Genomic DNA, 21562 nt, shown 5'->3' on the forward strand with positions numbered 1-21562 from the left:
CAAGCCACGCAGCCCGGAGGCCGCCATGTCAGAGCAGCAGCCCCTGTCCACCCAGTCCACGGCATTCCGCGCCGCCCTCGACGTGATCCGCGCCGTCGAGCCGCGCGTCGCCGACGCCATCGGCCAGGAGGTCCAGGACCAGCGCGAGATGCTCAAGCTGATCGCCTCCGAGAACTACGCCTCCCCGGCCACCCTCCTCGCGATGGGCAACTGGTTCAGCGACAAGTACGCCGAGGGCACCGTCGGCCGCCGCTTCTACGCCGGCTGCCGCAACGTCGACACCGTCGAGTCCCTGGCCGCCGAGCACGCCAAGGAACTCTTCGGCGCCCGTCACGCCTACGTCCAGCCGCACTCCGGCATCGACGCCAACCTCGTCGCCTTCTGGTCCGTCCTCGCCCAGCGCGTCGAGGTCCCCGCTCTGGAGAAGGCCGGCGTCCGCCAGGTCAACGACCTCTCCGACGCCGACTGGGCCGAACTCCGCCAGGCCTTCGGCAACCAGCGCATGCTCGGCATGTCCCTGGACGCCGGCGGCCACCTCACCCACGGCTTCCGCCCGAACATCTCCGGCAAGATGTTCGACCAGCGCTCCTACGGCACCGACCCCGTCACCGGTCTCGTCGACTACGAGGCTCTGCGCGCCTCGGCCCGCGAGTTCAAGCCGCTGATCATCGTCGCCGGCTACTCCGCCTACCCGCGCCTGGTGAACTTCCGGATCATGCGCGAGATCGCCGACGAGGTCGGCGCCACGCTCATGGTCGACATGGCCCACTTCGCCGGTCTCGTCGCAGGCAAGGTCCTCACCGGCGACTTCGACCCGGTCCCGCATGCCCAGATCGTCACCACCACCACCCACAAGTCCCTGCGCGGCCCGCGCGGCGGCATGGTGCTGTGCGACGACTCCCTCAAGGACCAGGTCGACCGCGGCTGCCCGATGGTCCTCGGCGGCCCGCTCCCGCACGTCATGGCAGCCAAGGCCGTCGCCCTCGCCGAGGCCCGTCAGCCCTCCTTCCAGGTGTACGCCCAGCGCATCGTCGACAACTCCCGCGCCCTGGCCGAGGGCCTGATGCGCCGCGGCGCCACCCTGGTCACCGGCGGCACCGACAACCACCTCAACCTGATCGATGTCGCCTCCTCCTACGGCCTCACCGGCCGCCAGGCCGAGGCGGCCCTGCTCGAGTCCGGCATCGTCACCAACCGCAACTCCATCCCGGCGGACCCCAACGGCGCCTGGTACACCTCCGGCATCCGCATCGGCACCCCCGCTCTGACCACCCGTGGTCTCGGCACCGCCGAGATGGACGAGGTCGCCGGCCTCATCGACCGCGTCCTCACCACCACGGAGTCCGGCACCACCAAGTCGGGTGCGCCCTCCAAGGCCCAGCACATCCTCGACCCGAAGGTTGCGGACGAGATCTCCCACCGGGCCACCGACCTCGTGGCGGGCTTCCCGCTCTACCCCGAGGTCGACCTCGGCTGAACCACGGCCCCGGCGATGCCGGGCGGCACGTCACGCTCTTGAGTTGTCAAGGAACGATGGCTTCTAGAGATCGATGAGTTCCTGTCGTGGCCCCTCGCGCGGCGGTCCGGCTCCCGGCCGGGCCGTCGCGCGGCGTATCAGCCGCGTGCCGCCGGCCCCGGCCGCGAACCCCACGGCGAGCCCCGGCAGTGCCCACCAGGCGTCCCCCGCCAGGCCCCCGGGCTCGCCGGCACCCTCGACCTCACCGCCGCCCAACAGCCCCGCCCGGTCCAGCCGATCGAAGACCGCTCGGGGCGCCCGGTGCCAGCGGATGTCGTCGTCCTCCTGCTCCGGCGCCGGATCCGTGCGGACCCACGGTGTGCCGTCCGCGGCCAGGAACAGCTGGTCCTGCCGCTCCACGGCCACATCACCACCCGGCGCCGCGTTCGTCTGCGGCCAGCCACCGACACCCGTCAGCTCCCACACCACGGTGATCCGCACCGACGGATACCGGCCCTCCTCCCAGGCGTCCGACACCCGCTCCGTGCCGGTGTACGTCGGCTGGAGCAGCTGCCACAGGCGAGCGAAATCAGGCTCGTCGGAACGCAGGGCCTTCGTCCGGCCCGAGCCGCCGGTGACGACCATTGCCAGGTCGGGCTTGTCGAGGCCCGCTGCCTGCATCGGCTGCGTCGCCGCGTCGGCTGTCGGCGCCCCGAACACGGTCACCGCCACCGCCGCCGGTGCGAACACGGCCAACGCCCTGCGCGGCCCGAGCCGCATCCCTGTGTCTCTCCTCCGCACTGCCATCTCCCTCTATCGGCTCAGCCCGCTGTCTCAAGCTCCCGGTCACCTCCCTCCGTCACACATCGCGCAGTTCCTGCCGCGGGCCCGGCTCCTGGTGCAGGCGGCCCCAAGGCCTCCGCAGCGCGAACGGTCTCAGTGCCAGAGCCAGTACGGCTCCGGCCGCCAGGCCCGGAAGCGCCCACCACCATCCGGCGCCGTCACCAGCCGTCGCTGACGGGCCGAGGCGAGCAGAGGTCTTCGCCGCTTCCGTGTGGACCGCCCCTGCGCCACTCCCCGACTCCTGCCCGGACGTCGGGAAGACGGCGCCACCCCCGCCGTAGACCTTGCCCATCACGCCCAAGTCATCGAGCAGAGCCCGTATGCGGGCCGCGTCCTTGGGCTGGTACCAGTGGCTGTTCACCGACTCCGGCAGGTTGTTCGTGCGTATCCACACGTGGTCCGTGTCGGGCAGTGGGAAGACCTGGTCCATCCGCCACGGTGAGACGTCGTGCAGCATCCATGTGACGTTGATCTGCCGGGCGGCGGCCAGAGTCGCCTCGGGCGGCTTGGCCCAGGTGCCCGCACCCGGAATGTCGAGCAACCGCTGCAACTCTCCGAACTCTTTGTCGGAGTAGTAGAGCGATGCGGTCTCCCCGCTCTCCGGCGAGACCACGAGCACGCTCGTAGGTCCACCGGCCGACGCGGAGGGCGCATTCCACACCGTCAGAGCGAGCGCCGCCGCCAACGCGCCCAATCCTGCCGCCAGTTCACGGCATCGGTTCCTTCGGCCGGTCTTGAGTCCCTTCATGCCAACCCCCAGCAGACGATCCCCGTGCGGCCCGTCCGCGAGCCGCGTGTCACTTCTGGTACACCGCCCGGCCCGACGGGGTTCCCACCTCCGGCGCACTATTTCGAGGACTTCTCCGCACCTGAATTCGTCGGCCCGCCGAGGGACTTCGCGACCTCCAGTGCGCGGGCCTTCGACGCCACGCCCTCCAGGCGCAGCGTCACGTCCGGCAGGTCCAGGACCCCTGACCCGTGCATCCACAGCAGCGTCGGCCCGGCGGTCCGCTCCTCGCGGGTGTAGCGGGAACCACCCGGGTCCATGAGCCAGAAACTGAGCAGGTGGGGCCGCGGAAACCACAGAGCCGTGTCATGGGCCGTCACCGGGTCCGAGGAGTCCCCGCGCAGTGAGAGCCACTCCGGCTGCTCCCGCACGGTCTTGGTGAAGGCGATGTCCAACCGGGCCGGATATTCGTCCAGCCGGATGGCTTTCCCCCGCTCCCGCCAGCACAGGCTCACCAGGAACCGCCCCTGCGGCTGGGCCGTCACCGTCACCACGTCCGCAGGGCCGAGCGCCGACGGCACCAGCGGCTCGAACCCCGCCCGCCGCTCGGCCTGCGCGAGCGACACCGAGCGTCCGCAGCCGGGCACCTCGGCACCCGGCGAAGGCACCGCCGACGGGTCGTACCGCACCTCGACGCCACCGAAGTCGAACCAGTCCAGGACTGCCGCCCGCACCGGAGGAGTGAGCGCGAGGACCGCCAGCAGCCCGCACAGCGTCACGGTCAGCGAACGCCACCGCAGCCGCGTCCATCGCCGCACCGCCCGCAGCCGGTCGGCGCGCCCCGGCGCCCGGGTCACCGGGACCGGCAGTCGCTCGGCGAGTATCTGTTCCAGCACCCGCTCCACCATCGACTCGGACCCGCCCGCACCCGGCGCGTCCAGCGAACGCCCGAGCGCCCGCAGCTCCTCGGGCAGCCGGGAAGCGCGCGCACGCGCGCTGTCGGCGCCCTCACCGCCGTAGGACTCACTCACGCTCATCACCCCCTTTCCGAGGTTCGAAATCGGGCAGCAGTTTCTCCAGCTTGCGCAGCGCGCGGTTCAGCCGGGACTTCACCGTCCCCCGCGGCCAGCCCAGGGCCTGGGCCGTCTCGGACTCGTCCATCTCCAGCAGATAGCGGTAGGTGACGACCAGACGGTGCTCCTCGCTCAGCTTCTCCAGCGCCGACCCCAGCGCGGCACGGCGCTCTATCTCCACGGCCGCCACCGCGGGGTCCGCCGATTCCGGTATCAACGGCTCGGCCTCTGCGAAGGCCGCCTCACGGCCGGCGAGCGTGCGCTGACGCGCAGCCGTCCGCACTGTGTTCCTCGTCTCATTGGCCACAATCGACAGAAACCACGGCCTGAACGCCGAGCTGTCCTTGAAGCGGCCCAGCGCGCAGTACGCCTTGACGAAGGCCTGCTGCACCACGTCCTCCGCGTCCGCACCCGCCCCGAGCACTGCGGCCGCCCTCAGCGCGATGCCCGTATGGGCACGCACCAGCTCCGCGTACGCCTCCGGGTCTCCGGCGCGTACGCGTGCGATCACCGCGGCCTCATCGACGATGCGGCCCCCCTCCCGCGTCCTCACACGATTGGTACACCGCCCGGACCGAATCGGTTCCCACCCGTGGCGCATCTGTTTCCGGCTGGTTCCGGATCGACCCCCGACACCTGAGAGAATGGTGAGCATGGCCTCTGACCGCCCACCCGTCGCCCACCACCGCCCTCAGGCGGGGCGCCCCGCGCCGCTGTCCGCATTCCGAGTGCTCTCCGGGATCCAGCCCACCGCAGGCTCGTTCCACCTCGGCAACTACCTCGGTGCCGTCCGCCAGTGGGTGGCTCTGCAGGAGTCCCACGACGCGTTCTACATGGTCGTCGACCTGCACGCGATCACGATCCCGCAGGACCCGAAGGAGCTCACGGCCAACACCCGCCTGGCCGCCGCCCAGCTCCTCGCCGCGGGCCTCGACCCGGAGCGCTGCACGCTCTTCGTCCAGAGCCATGTCCCCGAGCACGCCCAGCTCGCCTGGGTCATGAACTGCCTCACCGGTTTCGGCGAGGCCTCCCGCATGACCCAGTTCAAGGACAAGTCCTCCCGGCAGGGCGCCGACAGCGCGAGCGTCGGCCTGTTCACCTACCCGGTCCTCCAGGTCGCCGACATCCTGCTCTACCAGGCCAACGAGGTCCCGGTCGGCGAGGACCAGCGCCAGCACATCGAGCTGACCCGCGACCTCGCCGAGCGCTTCAACGGCCGCTTCGGCGCGACCTTCACGATCCCGAAGCCGTACATCCTCAAGGAGACGGCGAAGATCTACGACCTCCAGGACCCGACGGTCAAGATGAGCAAGTCGGCGTCCACGCCGAAGGGCCTCATCAACCTCCTCGACGAGCCCAAGGCCACCGCCAAGAAGGTCAAGAGCGCGGTCACGGACACCGACACCGTCATCCGCTACGACACCGAGAACAAGCCCGGCGTCAGCAACCTGCTCACCATCTACTCGACCCTCACAGGTGTGAGCGTCCAGGAGCTGGAGCAGCAGTACGAGGGCAAGCTCTACGGTGCGCTGAAGACGGACCTCGCCGAGATCGTCGTCGACTTCGTGACGCCCTTCCGGGAGCGCACCCAGCAGTACCTGGACGACCCGGAGACGCTGGACTCGATCCTCGCCAAGGGCGCGGAGAAGGCCCGCGCGGTCGCCGCGGAAACCCTCGCCCAGGCCTACGAGAGGGTGGGCTTCCTGCCCGCCAAGCACTGAGCGGGACACCGGCCGACCGCCCACCGGGCGCGAGGCGCACCACCGCACACCAGCACCACCGGACAGAGCGCTGCACATCACTACTCCCGCGCCTGCCCACAGCACAGCCGTGGCCGTACAGTCGATAGGCGGACGGCTGGGAACGAATCCGACAGGACGACAGGGAAGAACAGGAGACGACGTGGGGACCGTAACGATCGGTGTGTCGATCGCGGTCCCGGAGCCTCACGGCAGCCTGCTCCAGGAGCGGCGTGCGGGCTTCGGCGACGCCGCGGCTCACGGAATCCCCACCCATGTCACCCTGCTGCCGCCCACCGTGGTCGAGGACACCGCGCTGCCCGCCATCGAGGCGCACCTCGCCGAGGTCGCCACGGCGGGCCGGCCCTTCCCGATGAGGCTGTCCGGCACCGGCACCTTCCGGCCGCTGTCACCGGTCGTGTTCGTCCAGGTCGCCCAGGGCGCCGAGGCCTGCACCTGGCTGCAGAAGCAGGTGCGTGACGCCTCCGGACCGGTGGCGCGGGAACTGCAGTTCCCGTACCACCCGCACGTCACGGTGGCGCACGGCATCGACGAGGCGGCCATGGACCGCGCCTTCGAGGAGCTCGCGACCTTCGAGGCCGCGTGGCCGTGCACCGGATTCGCGCTCTACGAACAGGGCCCCGACGGGGTGTGGCGCAAGCTGCGCGAGTTTCCCTTCGGCGGCTTGGTCGTGCCGTCCCAGGCGGGCCATGTCGAACGCGGTTCCCTGCCCACGGGCCAGCTGTAACTACGGTTACAGCCGCTGTAACCGTAGTTACAGCGCCAGCCGCCGGAACAGCCCCCGCGGGACGTGCCGGACCGCCGACATCACCACCCGCAGTACCCCCGGCACCCAGACCGTTTCCGAACGCCGTCGCAGGCCCAGTTCGACAGCCACAGCCACCGCTTCCGGAGTGGTCGCGAGGGGCCCTTCCGGTAGACCGGCCGTCATCCTCGACCGCACGAATCCGGGGCGTACGACCATGACGTGCACGCCGGTGCCGTGGAGGGCGTCGCCGAGGCCCTGGGTGAAGGCGTCGAGGCCGGCCTTGCTGGAGCCGTAGATGAAGTTGGCGCGGCGGGCCCGCTCGCCGGCGACGGAGGACAGCACGACCAGCGACCCATGGCCCTGGGTCTGCAACGCGCGCGCGGAGACCAGGCCGGCCGAGACAGCGCCCGTGTAGTTGGTCTGCGCGACGCGCACGGCTGCGACCGGCTCGCGTTCGTCGTGGGCCTGGTCGCCGAGGATCCCGAAGGCGAGCAGCACCATGTCGATGTCGCCCTCCGCGAAGACCTTGCCGAGCACCGCCTCGTGCGACTCGGGATCCAGCGCGTCGAAGGCGATGGTGTGGACCTCCGCGCCCAGGGCGCGCAGTTCCGTTGCGGCCGCGTCCAGGGCCGGGGAGGGGCGCCCCGCCAGCCACACCGCGCGGGTGCGGCGGACGACGAGGCGGCGGGCGGTGGCCAGCGCGATCTCGGACGTGCCGCCGAGGATGAGCAGGGACTGGGGGATACCGAAGGCGTCCTTCACGAAACAGCTCCTTGAGACGACCTGCCAGACGGCCTCTTACGGCCGGCTAGAGGGTGAGGCGGCGGGACAGGTCCGAGGTGAACACCCCTTGCGGGTCGAGTTCCGCGCGCAGCGCCCGGAAGTCGTCGAGGCGCGGGTACATCACGGCGAGCAGTTCCGGCCGCAACCGGGAGTCCTTGGCGAGGTAGACCCGCCCGCCGGCCGCGGCCACCTCCTCGTCCAGTTCGTCGAGGAGGGTGCCGAGTCCGGGCAGACCGGCCGGGATGTCCAGGGCCAGGGTCCAGCCGGGCACCGGGAAGGAGAGCCATCCCGGGTCGGCGTCCCCGAACTGCTTGAGGACGGCGAGGAAGGACGGACACCGGTGCGCGGAGACGCGCCGCACGATCCGGTGCAGGGTTTCCTCCTGGCCGTGTCCGACGACGAACTGGTACTGCACGAAGCCGCCGCGGCCGTAGATCCGGTTCCAGTGGGGCACGCCGTCCAGGGGATGGAAGAAGGCGGAGATCCGCTGGAGCCGGCCGGTCCGCGCGCGGGGCGCCTTCCGGTACCAGAACTCGTTGAACAGCCTCACGCTCGTGCTGTTGAGGAGCCCTTCGGGCACGAGGACGGGCGGTGCCGGGAAGCGCGGGGTCCGGAAGGCCAACGGGTCTCTACGCGCACGTGTGCCCGCACCGGGCGTCCCGGGCCCTGGCATCGCGCGCGTACCCGACAGCCCCTGACGCTCCAGCGCCTCCAGCGGCGCATGATCCCCTCGGGTCAGCACCGCGCGCCCCGTGGCCGCCCCGCGGGCCAGCAGGTCGATCCAGGCGACCGAGTAGCGGTAGTCGTGATCGGTCGCCGTCAGACGGGCCATCAGATCATCGAGGTCACGCGCGCGTTCCGTGTCGACCACCATCAAGGAGGTCTCGACCGGCTGGAGCTGGACCGTCGCGGTGAGGATCATCCCGGTCAGGCCCATGCCGCCGGTCGTCGCGTGGAACAGGGGCGTGCCCTTGCGCACGGTGTGGATCTCGCCGTCGGCGGTGAGGAGTTCGAAGGACAGCACATGGCGGGAGAAGGAGCCGGCCACGTGGTGGTTCTTGCCGTGGATGTCCGCGCCGATCGCCCCGCCGACGGTGACATAGCGGGTGCCGGGCGTCACCGGCACGAACCAGCCGAGCGGCAGCAGCACCTCCATGAGCCGGTGCAGGGAGACGCCCGCGTCGCAGAGCACGGTGCCGCCGTCTGCGTCGATCGCGTGGACGCGGTCCAGGCCGGTCATGTCGAACACGGCGCCGCCGGCGTTCTGTGCCGCGTCCCCGTACGCCCGCCCCAGGCCCCGTGGGATGCCGCCACGGGCCCCGCAGCCCCGGACGGCGGCCACGGCCTCCTCGTAGCTCCGTGGGCGGGTCAGACGGGCCGCGGTGGGGGCGGTGCGGCCCCATCCCGTGACGGGAAAGGTGTCGGCGGACATGACGGTGACCGTATCGCCGCTATGAGACCGATCCGCCTTGAAACATTCCTACTCTCCCCGAAATGGGTGATTAATGGGATGTCGCTCAATATTGCCGGAGTTCCGGTCGTGGTGACGTGAACAGTAAGTCCCCATGGACGGCATGGACCACCACATTCTCTCGACGCTGCGGGCCCACGGCGCCGACCCGCGCGTCGCCGGGGCCGCGCGGGCCCTGTCCTGGGCCGGTGAGCACGGCGCGCTGTGGCTCGCGGCGGGGCTGGCCGGGGCCGCCGTGGACGGCACGCGCCGGAGCGCCTGGTTGCGCGGTGCGGCGCTCACCGCGGGCGCGCATGTCGTCAGCATGGGAGTGAAGCGGGTGGTACGGCGTCCGCGCCCCGCGCATGTGGAGCCCTTGGTGCGCACGGCGGGCCGGTACTCCTTCCCCAGCTCGCACGCGACCTCCGCAGCGGCCGCCGCCGTCGCCTACGGCACGCTGGGCGCGTACCCCGTCCCGCCCCTCGCCGCCGCCATGTGCGTCTCCCGCCTGGTCGTCGGCGTGCACCACCCCTCGGACGTCCTGGCGGGCGCGGCCCTGGGAGTCCTCACGGCGCGCATCGGATCCCGCTGGATGACCGGTGGCATCCTCGACAACCGGGAGCGCGCGTGACGGAAACAGCGCCCCTTGCCAACAGCACGCGCCCTGCGGTCCTGGAACAGCGCACGCCCCCGCGCCGCCCCCCTGCACCCCGACCGCACACCCTGGCCGCCCTCCTCCGAGGCCTCCTGCGGACGGCCCGCCCCAAGCAGTGGGCCAAGAACGTCCTGGTCGCCGCAGCCCCCGCCGCCGCGGGCCGGCTCCTGGTCCCGCACGCCCTGACCCGGCTCGCCCTCGTCTTCGTCCTCTTCACCGCCTGCGCGGTCGCCGTCTACCTGATCAACGACGCACGGGACGCCGAGGCCGACCGCGCCCACCCCGTCAAGCGCCACCGCCCGGTCGCCGCCGGACAGGTCCCGGTCCCCGTGGCCTACGCCATCGGCGGCACCCTGGGCGTCCTCGCGCCGCTCCTCGCGGCCCGGCTGACCTCACCCGCGGTGGCGGCGCTCCTGGCGGCGTACGTCGGCATGCAACTGGCGTACTGCCTCAGTCTCAAGCACGTCCTCGTCGTCGACCTCGCCGTCGTCACGTCCGGCTTCCTGATGCGGGCGGCGGCGGGCGGGCTCGCGCTCGGCATCCCGCTCTCGCGCTGGTTCCTGATCACGACCGGGTTCGGCGCGCTGTTCATGGTGTCGGCCAAGCGCTACTCCGAGGCCGTCCAGATGGCCGGTACAGCGGGCGCCACACGCGCGTTGCTCACCGAGTACACCACCGGCTACCTGCGCTTCGTGTGGCAGCTCGCGGCCGGGGGCGCCGTGCTCGGCTACTGCCTGTGGGCCCTGGAGGGCGGCCACGGACCGCACCCCGGCCTGCTGCCCTGGAGACAGCTGTCCGTCGTCGCCTTCATCCTCGCGATCCTCAGATACGCCGTCTTCGCCGACCGCGGCACGGCGGGCGAGCCCGAGGACGTCGTCCTGCGCGACCGCGCACTCGCCCTCATCGCCCTCACATGGCTCGCCATGTACGGCCTGGCGGTGGCCAAGTGGTAGCAGGGTGCCGTGAACCCACCGGCACGGCACACGCCATCACCCCGATTTCTCGGGGTACCCGCACATCGGTCTTCCGCACGGAGGGCAAGATCCGATCATGGACTGGCTGAAGAGACTCCCCGTCGTCGGGCCGCTCTGGGTGCGCCTGACGGCCACACACGTGTGGCGGTCGTACGAACGGCTGGACCGGGTGAAGTGGACCCGGCTGGCCGCCGCGATGACGTTCACCAGCTTCGTCGCGCTGTTCCCGCTGCTCACCGTGGCCGCCGCGGCGGCCGCCGCCACGCTCAGCACGAAGCAGCAGAACGACCTCCAGAACAAGATCGCCGACCAGGTGCCCGGCATCTCCGAGCAGCTGAACATCGACGACCTGGTGCAGAACGCCGGCACCGTCGGGCTCATCGCAGCCGCCGCCCTGCTGTTCACCGGCATCGGCTGGGCCGGCTCGATGCGCGAGTGTCTGCGCGCGGTGTGGGAGCTGGCCGACGAGGACGAGAACGCGGTCCTGCGCAAGGGCAAGGACCTGGGCATCCTGATCGGGCTCGGCGGCGCCGTCCTTGCCACGCTCGCCATCTCCACCGTCGCCTCCGCACTGGTCGACTGGATCGGCGGTGGACTCGGCCTTCAGGAGGGCGGCGCGGGCCGGGTCCTGCTGCGGATCGCCGCGTTCGCGATCGCCGTACTCGCCGACTTCCTGCTCCTGCTGTACGTCCTGACCCTGCTGCCCGGTGTCGAGCCGGCACGCCGGCGCCTGTTCGTCGCCGCGCTGACCGGGGCGGTCGGCTTCGAGCTGCTGAAGCTGCTGCTGAGCGGCTACATGCAGGGCGTGGCGACGAAGAACATGTACGGCGCGTTCGGCGTCCCCGTCGCCCTGCTGCTGTGGATCAACTTCACGGCCAAGCTGGTGCTGTTCTGCGCCGCCTGGACGGCGACGGGGAGCAAGGAGCGGGAGCTCACGGACGAGACGAGCGACGACGCACCAGATCAGGCAGTGGCCAGCGGCGGTTGACCAGGAACGCGGCGCCCGCGAGCAGCACCAGCAGCCCGCCGGTGATCGCGAGGGCGGTCTCCATGCCGCGGGAGCCGCCGTCGGCCGTGGCGGAGGCGACCGGCTTGGCCGAGGCCCCGGTGTCCCCCGAGCCGCCCCCGGCCTCCCCCGAGGCCTCTGGCTGGGCGCTGGACCGCGCGGTGCCCTTGGGCGGCACCAGCTCACCCACCGGCGCCACCTTGCCGGCCGCCTTGAAGCCCCAGTCGAAGAGCTTCGCGGTCTCCTTGTAGACCTCGTTGTGCTCTTCCTTCGACGGGTTCATGACGGTGACGAGCAGCACCCTGCCGCTCCGCTCGGCGACACCGGTGAAGGTGGCGCCGGCGTTGGTGGTGTTGCCGTTCTTCACACCTGCGATGCCCGGGTACTGCGAGATGTCGTAGTCGCCGCTCAGCAGCCGGTCGGTGTTCTGGATCTCGAAGGACTTGCGGACGGTCTTGCCCTTCTTGTTCTTCTTCGTCTCGCCCGGGAACTTCGCGGTGACCGTCGAGCAGTACTCGCGGAAGTCCTTCTTCTGCAGTCCGGAGCGGGCGAACAGGGTCAGGTCGTAGGCCGAGGAGACCTGGCCGGGGGCGTCGTAGCCGTCGGGGCTGACCACGTGCGTGTCGAGGGCCTGGAGCTCCTCGGCGTGCTCGTTCATCTCCGTGACGGTCTTGGCGACGCCCTTGTTCATCGCCGACAGGACGTGGACGGCGTCGTTGCCGGAGCGAAGGAAGACGCCGAGCCACAGGTCGTGGACCGTGTACGTCTCGCCCTCCTTTATGCCGACCAGGCTGGAGCCGGCACCCATGCCCGCGAGGTCCGAGGGGACGACCTTGTGCTTCTCGGTCTTGGGGAACTTCGGCAGCACGGTGTCCGCGAAGAGCATCTTCATGGTGCTCGCCGGGGGCAGCCGCCAGTGCGCGTTGTGCGAGGCGAGCACATCGCCGGACTCGGCGTCCGTGACGATCCAGGAGCGCGCCGTGATGTCCTTCGGCAGCACCGGGACCCCGCTCGCCAGATTGACCTGTGTGCCGGCCTGGCCGAGCCGCGCGCCGCCCACGCCCGACATCTTCGCCGGGGGAGTGGCCGAGGGGGTGGCGCTCGGTGTGGGGCTTGGGGCCGCGAGAGCGACGGGCGCGGTCAGCGCGAGGGACGACAGGGCGGCGGCGGAGGTGACCAGCAGGGATCGCCCTGCGGTCTTCTTGGGAGCGGACACGCTCAGGAACGTACATGCCGCGGAGTGTGAAGTCCCGCCGGCCTTCCCACCCCGGCCGCCGGACCTGCCGGCGCTTCGCGATACTGGACCCATGAAGCTCAGCCGCCCCGTCTCCTGGTTCCTGCTCGCCTTCGGGGTGTGGAGCTGGATCATCTGGATCACTTTCGTCAAGAACCTCGTCGCGGACGCCAGCGGGCTCGCCTTCGACGACGCGGGCGACCCGACGGCGTACTTCTGGGTGCACCTGCTGCTGGCTGTCGTCTCCTTCGTACTGGGGACGGTCGTCGGGCTGATCGGGTTGCGTGGCATCCGCGCACTGCGCCGGAACTCACAGCCGACCCCCGAGAGTTAGCACTCCGTGGTCATCGTCTTCGCGCTGCTCGCGCTCGCCGTCCTCGTGACGGCCAACTGGTACCTGTGGCGCCGCCTGTTCCGCGACACCACCGGCGGCCCCGGACGGGCCCGCCGGGTGGGCGCGGCGGTCATCGGCGGCGGCTGGGTGCTGGCGGTCGCCGCCCTGGCCGCGGAGCGCACCGGAGCCCCCTTCTGGCTCCAGCGTGCGCTCGCATGGCCCGGTTTCCTGTGGCTGGCGCTGTCGATCTACCTCCTGCTCGCGGTCGTGGCGGGAGAGGCCGTACGACCCCTGCTGCGGCGTTTCCTCGAACGCCGGGACAGGCGCTGTGCGCCGGCCGTGGCCGTCGTGCCGCATCCGGAGCGGGTACCGGCAGGAGCGGCGGCAGACCGGCAGGAGGCCGACGGGGAAGCCGTGAGCTCGCCCGAGGGGCCGACCGGGGACGGACCGGGCCCCCAGGCACCGCGAGAGCTCGCTGCCCCCTCGCGCCGCCTCTTCGTCTCCAGGGCCGTCGCGGGAGCCGCCGCCGCGGCCGCCGTCGGGACCGTCGGCCTCGGCACCTACGGCGTGCTGCGCGGCCCCAGGATCAAGCGCGTCACCGTGCCGCTGGCCAAGCTCCCGCGCGCGGGACACGGCTACCGGATCGCGGTGGTCAGCGACATCCACCTGAGCCCGGTGCTCGGCCGGGGCTTCGCCCAGAAGGTCGTCGACACCATCAACTCCACCCGGCCCGACCTGATCGCGGTCGTCGGCGACCTGGTCGACGGCAGCGTGAAGGACCTCGGCCCGGCGGCGGCCCCCCTCGCCCAGCTGGAGGCGCGGCACGGCTCGTACTTCGTGACCGGCAACCACGAGTACTTCTCCGGCGCCGAGCAGTGGGTCGAGGAGGTACGGCGGCTCGGTCTGCGCCCGCTGGAGAACGACCGTACGGAACTGGCCTGGTTCGACCTCGCCGGTGTCAACGACATCGCGGGCGAGAGCGAGGGCCAGGGTCCCGACTTCACCAAGGCCCTCGGCGACCGGGACACCACGCGTGCGTGCGTGCTCCTCGCCCACCAGCCGGTGCAGATCCACGACGCGGTCGACCACGGCGTCGACCTCCAGCTCTCCGGCCACACCCACGGCGGCCAGCTCTGGCCCGGCAACCTCCTCGCCGCGGCCGCCAACCCGACCGTCGCGGGCCTGGAGCGCTACGGCGACACCCAGCTCTACGTGAGCCGCGGCGCGGGCGCCTGGGGCCCGCCCACGCGCGTGGGCGCCCCGTCGGACATCACGGTGATCGAACTGGCGTCGAAGCAGGCCTGAACGGCGGCCCGCCGGCCGTACGGACCTGGGCCGCGCGCCAGGCTGCTGCACAAGCCTGTGCAGCGGCTCCTGCGGCACCTGTGCGACCAGGACGTGCGGCGCGCGTCTGCGTCCGTCTTCGTACGTCGGCGTGGTCGGTTACGTGATGGTTCGTCGACCATTGGCCGGAGACTCTGTGGGAGTCCTGTGAAACAGGGCTGAAACCCCTTGCGGTAACGTCTTGCCCAACTCGACAAACCCCCCTTCCCCCAGGTGAAACACCTGTGCTTAGGTGATTCGCGCCACTAGGGGGTGGCGTATGCACTGGGACCCGTAGGGGTCCGGGGAGGGCTAACCGATGCGGTCGGTTCGCGTGCGGATTCTCGCGACGCTGCTTGTGCTGGGTGTCGTGGGAGTGGGCGGCTGGCAGCTGCTCCCGTCCGATCAGGACTTGGGCAAGACAATCAAGGTGGGGACGACCGACGAGGTCACCTCGCTCGATCCGGCCGGCGCCTATGACGCCGGTTCGTGGGCGCTGTTCAACAACGTCTTCCAGTCGCTGCTGGCCTTCGAGCCGGGCAGCGCCACGCCCGTGCCCGACGCCGCCCAGAGCTGTGGGTTCAAAGGCAGCGATCTGCTCACCTACCGCTGTGTGCTGCGCGAGGGGCTCACCTTCCCGAGCGGCCGTGAAATGACCGCCAAGGACGTCAAGTACTCCTTCGACCGGGTCAAGAAGATCAACTCCGATGTCGGACCGGCCGCCCTGCTGGACACCCTCAAGTCGGTCGACGCCAGCGGCAGGACCGTCACCTTCAAGCTCTCCTCGCCCGACGCGACCTTCCCGTTCAAGGTGGCCACGGGCGCCGGCGCCATCGTCGACAGCAGCAAGTACCCGGCCGCCTCCCTGCGCACCGACAACGGCGTCGACGGAACCGGCCCGTACGAGCTGACGACGTATACGAAGGCGAAGAAGGCGGTCCTCGCGCCCAACGGCAGCTACAAGGGTGCCAACAAGAGCGCAGGCCGCCCGGTCGAGCTTGTCTACTACGGCAACTCGGCCAAGCTGAACACGGCCTGGAAGGCCAAGCAGATCGACGTCGCCTACCGCCAGCTGCCACCGGACGTGCTCGCCGGACTCAACGCGAGCGACCCCGGCCAGCGCGTCTCGGAGGCCGACAGCTCCGAGATCCGCAACCTCTACCTCAACACCCGCTCGGGCAAGCCGCTGCACGACACCAAGGTGCGCCAGGCCATGGCCTGGCTGATCAACCGGGAGCAGCTGGCCGCCTCGGTCTACGAGGGGACTGTCGACCCGCTCTACTCGTTGATCCCGACCGGCATCACCGGCCACACCACGTCGTTCTTCGACACCTACCCGGAGCCGAGCGTCGCGAAGGCGCGCGCCCTGCTGGCCGAGGCCGGCGTGTCCACGCCGGTCAGCTTCACCTACGGCTACGGCCTGACCAGCGGTTCCGCCGCGGCGGAGGCCAAGCAGCTCAAGAAGCAGCTGGAGACGGGCGGCCTGTTCAAGGTGACGCTCAAGGGCTACGAGTGGACCGACTTCCAAAAGCGCTGGGCGACCGGGAAGCTCGACGCCTACGCGGTCGGCTGGGTGGCCGACTATCCGGACCCGGACACCTACGGTGCCCCGCTCGTCGGCACCGACGGCACCATGAACACCGGCTACAGCAGCAACGAGGTCGACGGTCTGATTCAGGACAGCCAGCGATACGCCGACCGCGGCGATGCCGAGCAGGACTTCCGCCGTCTGCAGGGGGACATCGCCCGCGATGTCCCGGCCATCCCCCTGTGGCAGGCCAAGGAGTACGTCGTGAGCAGCGAGGACGTCGTCGGCGGCCAGTACCTCTCGGACGGCACCGGAGTCTTCCGGCTCTGGCGCCTCGACTGGATCTGACGCCGACGCGATCGCGCCGTATCTGACGAGTTTTCATGGAACTGACATTCGCCCGAGTGACGCCGGGCAGCCACTCAACGCAGCACCATGTGACGGAGGTGTGCGTGGGGTGAGGAGCAAACGTGTTGAGACGCAACTCCTTCCGGCTGCCACGGCATCCGGCTTCCGTCGGTCTCGCCCGGCGCCGGGTCCGGGACCATCTGGCCGACTGGGGGCACGGACCGGACGATCCGGCCCTGGCCGACGCGGTGCTGCTGGTGTCGGAACTCGCCACCAACGTGGTGCGTCACGGGCCGCTCCTGGAGCGGGAGTTCGAGGTGGCGGTGACCGCGCTCGCCGACGGTTCCTGCCTCATAGAGGTCTCCGACGAGGGCCGGCTCGAACCCCGGCTGCGGGTGGTCGGCGCGGGGGAGGAGACCGGCCGCGGCCTGCACCTGGTGGAGAACATCGCCACCGCGTGGGGGGTGTGGAACCGAGGACGGCACGGCAAGACCGTGTGGGCCCTGGTGATCGCCGACATCGCCGACATCGCCGACTGAGCGGCCGGATCGGCGCAGTCACGGCCGCACGACCGGCCGGGCCGGCAGGATGACCGTCACGGCCAGTCCCTCACCCGGGGCCGTGCGGACCGTCACCTCGCCGCCGTGGGCCCGGACCACGCCCTGCACGATCGCCAGGCCCAGCCCGCTGCCCGCGCCGCCGCCGGCCCGGAAGAACCGGTCGAAGACGCGTGCCGCGTCGTCCGTGGACAGCCCCGGCCCCTCGTCGGCGACACACAGCCGTACGACCCCGTCCTCGCGCTCCACGCCCAGCCGCACCGGCACGTCGGCGGGCGTGTGCGTGCGGACGTTGCCCAGGAGGTTGCCCAGGACCTGTCTGAGGCCCGACTCGTCGGCCCGGACCAGCAAGGAGCCCTCGGCGGCGACCTCGACGGGCCGGTCGGGCTGCTGCACCCGCAGGTCCTGTGCCGCGTCTCGCACCAGCCGGCTCAGGTCGACGTTGCGCAGGCGCAGTTCGGGCTGCTGGTCGAGGCGGGCGAGGGTGAGCAGCTCGTCCACGAGCCGCCCCATGCGGTCGGTCTCCGCGAGCACCCGGTCCCAGGCCCGCTTGCGCTCCTCCTGGTCGCGCAGCATGCCCTTGTCGTACAGCTGGAGGTAGCCGCGTATCGCGGACAGCGGAGTGCGCAGTTCGTGCGAGGCGTCGGCGACGAAACTGCGCAGCTGGGCCGCGCTGCGCTCGCGCGTGCGGTACGCCGACTCGACCTGGTGGAGCATGGAGTTGAGGGCGACCCGCAGCTGCTCGACCTCCAGGGTGGCCTCACGGCTGGAGGGGACACGCCGGGTCAGATCCCCCTCGGCGATCGCCGACGACGTCTCCACCATGTCCTCCAATGGCCGCATCCGGCGCCGGACGCTGAACATCGTCAGACAGGCCAGCAGCGCGAGCAGCAGGCTGCCGATCGCGAGGTCGAGCCGGACGGCCTTGGCGACGCCCTGGTGCAGGACGTCGGTGGGCGCGGCGATCAGTGCGTAGGTGCCGTCACCGAGCCGGGTCGCCGTGGCGCGGTAGGCGGAGCCGTCCAGGGTGACGTCGTGCGGCTCGGAGTCGTCGGCCAGCGCGCGCGGGTCGCCGGCCGCCTGCGCGAGGCTCTGCTGGGACTCGGTCGGATCGAAGCCGAGGATCCCGATCGGCTCGCCCCGGACGTCGACGGCCGCGAACACGGTCTCCGCCGAGTGCGCACCGCTCGATTCCCGCTGCGCCGGAACGAGCCGGTCGCGCACGAACCCCAGCATGCTCAGCGAGTCGATCTGCTGCAGGGTCAGCTGCGAACCGCCCAGGGAGTCCCGGGTCTTGATGAGTTCGGTGTCGATCTGGTCCAGCAGGTAGTACCGCATGCCCATCACGCTCACGGCGGTCGCCGCGACGATGCCGATGGCGAGGAGCGCCACGTTGGCCAGCGTCAGCTTGCCGCGCAGCGAGTGGATGCCGTGCCGGCAACGGGGCAGGCGGACCTTCATGCGAGCCCGTATCCGACACCGCGCCGGGTGGTGATCACCGGCGGTCCCAGGGCGTCCAGCTTGCGCCGCAGATAGCTGATGTAAGTCTCGACGACCGTCGACTCGGGCGGGGCGTGCTCGTACTGCCAGACATGGCGCAGGAGTTGCTCCTTGGGCACGATCCGGCCGCCGTTGCGCACCAGGAAGCGCAGCAGGGCGTACTCGGTGGGGGTGAGCTGGACCGTGCGTCCGTCGCGGTGCACCGAGTACGTCGTCTCGTCCAGCTCAAGGTCGCCGTACCGCAGCGGTGGGCGCTGCGGCAGGACGTCGGCCGGGCGGGTGCGGCGCAGCACCGCGGTGATCCGGGCGACGACCTCGTCGATGTTGAACGGCTTGGTGATGTAGTCGTCGCCGAAGCCGAGAGCGCCGACGATCTCGGCGGGGGAGTCCCGCGCGGTCAGGAAGACCAGGGCCAGGTCCGCTCTCTGGGCGCGCAGTTCGCGGCCGAGGGCACGGCCGTCGCCGTCGGGCAGCATGACGTCGAGCAGGGCAACGTCCGGCCTGGTCCGCCCGGCGAGCGCGAGCGCCTCGCGGACGGTGCCCGCGACCATCACCTCGAACCGGTGGTAGCGCAGGGCGATGGCGAGCACGTCGGCGATGCTCACCTCGTCCTCCACGACCAGCACGGTGCCCGGATTCGCGCTCTCTCCACCGGCCAGGCCCTCAGCCGTTCCCCCAGTCATGACCCCAGTATCGGCCGGGCCACTGACAGTGGGGCCGGTTGCCGCTTTGGAGTTCCTTGAGAGTCATGGGCATCCCATGTCCACGCGTGCGTGCCGCCGCCGATCCTGTTGCCAGGACCTGGGGGACCAACCGACCGACCTACTGAGGAGAGTTGAGCGTGGCGGCATTGGCACGCTGGTGCTACCGGCACCGGCTGGTGGTCCTGTTGCTGTGGGTGGGGGCGTTGTTCGGGCTCGGCGCGGCGGGTTCGTCCGCGGGCACGAACTACGCGGACGTCTTCTCGCTTCCCGACACGGACTCCAAGACGGCGTACGACCAGATGGCGAAGGCCTTCCCGGAACGCGCGGGCGACACCGACACGGTGGTGTGGAAGGTCGAGCAGGGCTCGGTACGGGACGCGTCCGTACGATCCCGGATCGAGCCCGCCCTGAAGGAGATCGGCGCCATGAAGGGCGTCGGCGAGGTCACCGACCCGTACGGGGCGCGGGGCGCGGCACAGATCAGCCGGGACGGGCGGATCGCGTACGCCCAGGTCACCTTCGCCGAGCAGGCGAACGCCGTACCGAAGGACCTGGTGCAGGACGTCGTCGACGCGGCGGAGCACGCGCGCGGTGACGGCCTCCAGGTCGAACTGGGCGGGCAGGCCATCACGCGCGTGCAGGAGCCGCCCACCGGCACCGCCGAGATCGTCGGCATCCTCGCGGCGGCCGTCGTGCTCTACCTGGCCTTCGGCTCGCTCTTCGCGATGCTGCTGCCGATCCTGATCGCCTTGTTCGGCGTGGGCACCGGAATGTTCTCCACGACCCTGCTCAGCCATGTCACCAACGTGCCCGAACTCGCCTCCCTGCTCTCCACACTGATCGGCCTGGGCGTCGGCATCGACTACGCCCTGTTCATCGTCACCCGGCACCGCAAGGGCATCCAACGCGGCCTGGACCCCGAGGAGTCGGCGGTCGCCGCCCTCGACACCTCCGGGCGGGCCGTGCTGTTCGCGGGCGGCACGGTGTGCATCGCGCTCGCCGGCATGCTGGTGACCAACCTGCGCTTCCTGGACGGCGTGGTCATCGGCACCTCGCTGACCGTCGTCCTGAGCGTGCTCGCCGCCGTGACCCTGCTGCCCGCCCTGCTCGGCCTCCTGGGCCACCGGGTGCTCAGCCGCCGCCAGCGGCGCAAGCTCGCCGCGAGCGGCCCCGAGACGGACCGTGCCGGCGGCCTCGCCGCCCGCTGGTCCGCGACCGTCGAACGCCGCCCGCGCGCGGTCGCGGTCCTCGCGATCGCCGTGATGGCGCTGCTCGCCCTGCCGCTGCTGTCCCTGCGCCTGGGCACCGTCGACCAGGGCAACGACGATGCCTCGTCGACCACCAGGAAGGCGTACGACCTGCTCGCCGAGGGCTTCGGCCCCGGCTTCAACGGACCGCTCCAGGTCGTCGTGACCGGCGACGCGGGCGAGTCCCTGGTGACGAGCATCCGGCAGACCCGGGGCGTGGCCCAGGTGGCCGCCGCGCCCCCCGCGGGCGGCGTCACCGTCATCCAGGTCGTCCCGACCACCTCACCGCAGGCCAAGGAGACCGACGACCTCATCGACACCCTGCGCGACGAGGTGATCCCGGACGCGGGCGTCCAGGCGCATGTGGGCGGCGTCACGGCGGTCTCCAAGGACTTCGCGTCGGTGACGGCCGACCGGCTGCCGCTGTTCGTCGCCACGATCATCGGCCTGGGCTTCCTGCTGCTCCTGATCGCGTTCCGCTCGGTGGTGGTCCCGCTGACGGCCGCCCTGATGAACCTGATCGCGGCGGCGGCCTCCTTCGGTGTCCTCGTCGCGGTCTTCCAGTGGGGCTGGGGCCTGGACATGCTCGGCCTCGGCAAGGAGGGCCCCATCGCGGCCTTCCTACCGATCATCATGCTGTCGCTCCTGTTCGGCCTCTCGATGGACTACCAGGTGTTCCTGGTCAGCCGGATGCACGAGGAGTGGGTCCACACGAGGGACAACGCGCGCGCGGTACGCGTCGGCCTGGCCGAGACCAGCCGCGTCATCAACAGCGCCGCCCTGATCATGGTCTGCGTCTTCCTGGCGTTCGTGCTCAGCGGCGACTACGGCGCCGCCATGGCCGGCGTGGGACTCGCCGCCGCGGTCGCCCTGGACGCCTTCATCCTGCGTACCGCCCTGGTGCCGGCCGCGATGCATCTGCTCGGCGACGCCAACTGGTGGCTGCCGCAGTGGCTGGACAAGCGGCTGCCGCACCTCGCGGTCGAGCCGAAGGAGGAGCCGGCCGCGCCGACCGAGGCTCCCGCGCGGGGCGGCCCGGCATCGGCCGTCCACGGCTTCGTCCGTACGACGGAGGGGGAGCCGGTGGAGGGCGTGGCGCTGACCCTGCTGTCGGCCGGGGGCCGGCAACTGGACCGCGTGATGTCGCTGGCCGACGGCTCGTACATCGTCTCGGTCCCGGCGCCGGGCACGTATCTGCTGGCGGCCACGGCCGCTTCGTACGGCTCCCGTGCTCGGCACGTCGTGGTGGGTGAGGGCCCGCTGGTGCATGACGTGGAGCTGGCCGACGGCGAGGTGGACGCCGTCAACTGAC

General features: G+C 71.1%; 20 protein-coding genes. 11 read left to right on the forward strand and 9 right to left on the reverse strand.

Features of this window, described 5'->3' with window-relative positions; genetic code table 11:
• The first annotated feature begins 25 nt into the window (after positions 1-25).
• A complete protein-coding gene (locus tag OHT57_RS30950) occupies positions 26-1477 on the forward strand; it encodes a glycine hydroxymethyltransferase (RefSeq protein WP_328749858.1) in 1452 nt (483 codons plus the stop codon).
• A gap of 63 nt (positions 1478-1540) precedes the next feature.
• Here OHT57_RS30950 and OHT57_RS30955 read toward each other — a convergent pair whose 3' ends face one another.
• The 4 genes from OHT57_RS30955 to OHT57_RS30970 form a co-directional block, all read right to left on the reverse strand.
• The gene (locus tag OHT57_RS30955) at positions 1541-2236 is read right to left on the reverse strand and encodes a hypothetical protein (protein ID WP_443053504.1); all 696 of its coding nucleotides are present in this window, start codon (positions 2234-2236) and stop codon (positions 1541-1543) included.
• A 79-nt stretch (positions 2237-2315) separates the two neighbouring features.
• On the reverse strand, positions 2316-2918 hold the full coding sequence (locus OHT57_RS30960) for a hypothetical protein (protein WP_328749860.1): 603 nt from the start codon (positions 2916-2918) through the stop codon (positions 2316-2318).
• A gap of 227 nt (positions 2919-3145) precedes the next feature.
• The gene (locus OHT57_RS30965) at positions 3146-4063 is read right to left on the reverse strand and encodes a hypothetical protein (protein WP_328749861.1); all 918 of its coding nucleotides are present in this window, start codon (positions 4061-4063) and stop codon (positions 3146-3148) included.
• A complete protein-coding gene (locus OHT57_RS30970) occupies positions 4050-4610 on the reverse strand; it encodes an RNA polymerase sigma factor (RefSeq protein ID WP_328749862.1) in 561 nt (186 codons plus the stop codon). The genes OHT57_RS30965 and OHT57_RS30970 overlap by 14 nt, the downstream gene beginning before the upstream one ends.
• Positions 4611-4827: 217 nt before the next feature.
• On the opposite strand from OHT57_RS30970, the gene trpS reads away from it, so the two are divergent.
• Both trpS and OHT57_RS30980 read left to right on the forward strand, forming a co-directional pair.
• Positions 4828-5820 carry a tryptophan--tRNA ligase gene (gene trpS, locus OHT57_RS30975; protein ID WP_443053633.1) on the forward strand — a complete coding sequence of 331 codons (993 nt, stop codon included), beginning with the start codon at positions 4828-4830 and terminating at the stop codon, positions 5818-5820.
• A 181-nt stretch (positions 5821-6001) separates the two neighbouring features.
• Positions 6002-6586 (forward strand): 2'-5' RNA ligase family protein, encoded by a 585-nt coding sequence (locus OHT57_RS30980; protein ID WP_328749865.1) that lies wholly within the window; start codon positions 6002-6004, stop codon positions 6584-6586.
• Between the two features lie 27 nt (positions 6587-6613).
• On the opposite strand, the gene OHT57_RS30985 is transcribed toward OHT57_RS30980, so the two are convergent.
• Positions 6614-7369 (reverse strand): decaprenylphospho-beta-D-erythro-pentofuranosid-2-ulose 2-reductase, encoded by a 756-nt coding sequence (locus OHT57_RS30985; protein ID WP_328749866.1) that lies wholly within the window; start codon positions 7367-7369, stop codon positions 6614-6616.
• A gap of 46 nt (positions 7370-7415) precedes the next feature.
• Positions 7416-8822, reverse strand: coding sequence for an FAD-binding oxidoreductase (locus OHT57_RS30990; RefSeq protein WP_328749868.1), 1407 nt, complete (start codon positions 8820-8822; stop codon positions 7416-7418).
• A gap of 133 nt (positions 8823-8955) precedes the next feature.
• Here OHT57_RS30990 and OHT57_RS30995 point away from each other — a divergent pair, with 133 nt between their 5' ends.
• From OHT57_RS30995 to OHT57_RS31005, 3 genes are all read left to right on the forward strand, one after another.
• A complete protein-coding gene (locus OHT57_RS30995) occupies positions 8956-9471 on the forward strand; it encodes a phosphatase PAP2 family protein (RefSeq protein ID WP_328749869.1) in 516 nt (171 codons plus the stop codon).
• Positions 9468-10448, forward strand: a complete 981-nt coding sequence (locus OHT57_RS31000; protein ID WP_328749871.1) for a decaprenyl-phosphate phosphoribosyltransferase — start codon at positions 9468-9470, stop codon at positions 10446-10448. The genes OHT57_RS30995 and OHT57_RS31000 overlap by 4 nt, the downstream gene beginning before the upstream one ends.
• 97 nt (positions 10449-10545) lie before the next feature.
• Positions 10546-11457 (forward strand): YihY/virulence factor BrkB family protein, encoded by a 912-nt coding sequence (locus tag OHT57_RS31005; RefSeq protein ID WP_328749873.1) that lies wholly within the window; start codon positions 10546-10548, stop codon positions 11455-11457.
• On the opposite strand, the gene OHT57_RS31010 is transcribed toward OHT57_RS31005, so the two are convergent.
• A complete protein-coding gene (locus OHT57_RS31010) occupies positions 11402-12691 on the reverse strand; it encodes a D-alanyl-D-alanine carboxypeptidase family protein (RefSeq protein ID WP_328749875.1) in 1290 nt (429 codons plus the stop codon). The two genes, OHT57_RS31005 and OHT57_RS31010, sit on opposite strands and share 56 nt — an antisense overlap.
• A 91-nt stretch (positions 12692-12782) precedes the next feature.
• Here OHT57_RS31010 and OHT57_RS31015 point away from each other — a divergent pair, with 91 nt between their 5' ends.
• From OHT57_RS31015 to OHT57_RS31030, 4 genes are all read left to right on the forward strand, one after another.
• Positions 12783-13043, forward strand: coding sequence for an SCO4848 family membrane protein (locus OHT57_RS31015; protein WP_328749876.1), 261 nt, complete (start codon positions 12783-12785; stop codon positions 13041-13043).
• Positions 13044-13049: 6 nt separating this feature from the next.
• Positions 13050-14348, forward strand: coding sequence for a metallophosphoesterase (locus OHT57_RS31020; RefSeq protein ID WP_328749877.1), 1299 nt, complete (start codon positions 13050-13052; stop codon positions 14346-14348).
• Between the two features lie 337 nt (positions 14349-14685).
• Positions 14686-16242 (forward strand): ABC transporter substrate-binding protein, encoded by a 1557-nt coding sequence (locus tag OHT57_RS31025; RefSeq protein ID WP_328749879.1) that lies wholly within the window; start codon positions 14686-14688, stop codon positions 16240-16242.
• A gap of 122 nt (positions 16243-16364) precedes the next feature.
• Positions 16365-16781 (forward strand): ATP-binding protein, encoded by a 417-nt coding sequence (locus OHT57_RS31030; protein WP_328749880.1) that lies wholly within the window; start codon positions 16365-16367, stop codon positions 16779-16781.
• Between the two features lie 18 nt (positions 16782-16799).
• On the opposite strand, the gene OHT57_RS31035 is transcribed toward OHT57_RS31030, so the two are convergent.
• A complete protein-coding gene (locus OHT57_RS31035) occupies positions 16800-18260 on the reverse strand; it encodes a sensor histidine kinase (RefSeq protein ID WP_328749881.1) in 1461 nt (486 codons plus the stop codon).
• Positions 18257-18982, reverse strand: a complete 726-nt coding sequence (locus OHT57_RS31040) for a response regulator transcription factor (RefSeq protein WP_328749882.1) — start codon at positions 18980-18982, stop codon at positions 18257-18259. The genes OHT57_RS31035 and OHT57_RS31040 overlap by 4 nt, the downstream gene beginning before the upstream one ends.
• A 167-nt stretch (positions 18983-19149) precedes the next feature.
• Between OHT57_RS31040 and OHT57_RS31045 the strand changes: the two genes are divergently transcribed.
• Positions 19150-21561, forward strand: coding sequence for an MMPL family transporter (locus OHT57_RS31045; RefSeq protein ID WP_328753373.1), 2412 nt, complete (start codon positions 19150-19152; stop codon positions 21559-21561).
• Position 21562: the final 1 nt, after the last annotated feature.

It is taken from the genome of Streptomyces sp. NBC_00285, assembly GCF_036174265.1.
Taxonomy (GTDB): domain Bacteria; phylum Actinomycetota; class Actinomycetes; order Streptomycetales; family Streptomycetaceae; genus Streptomyces.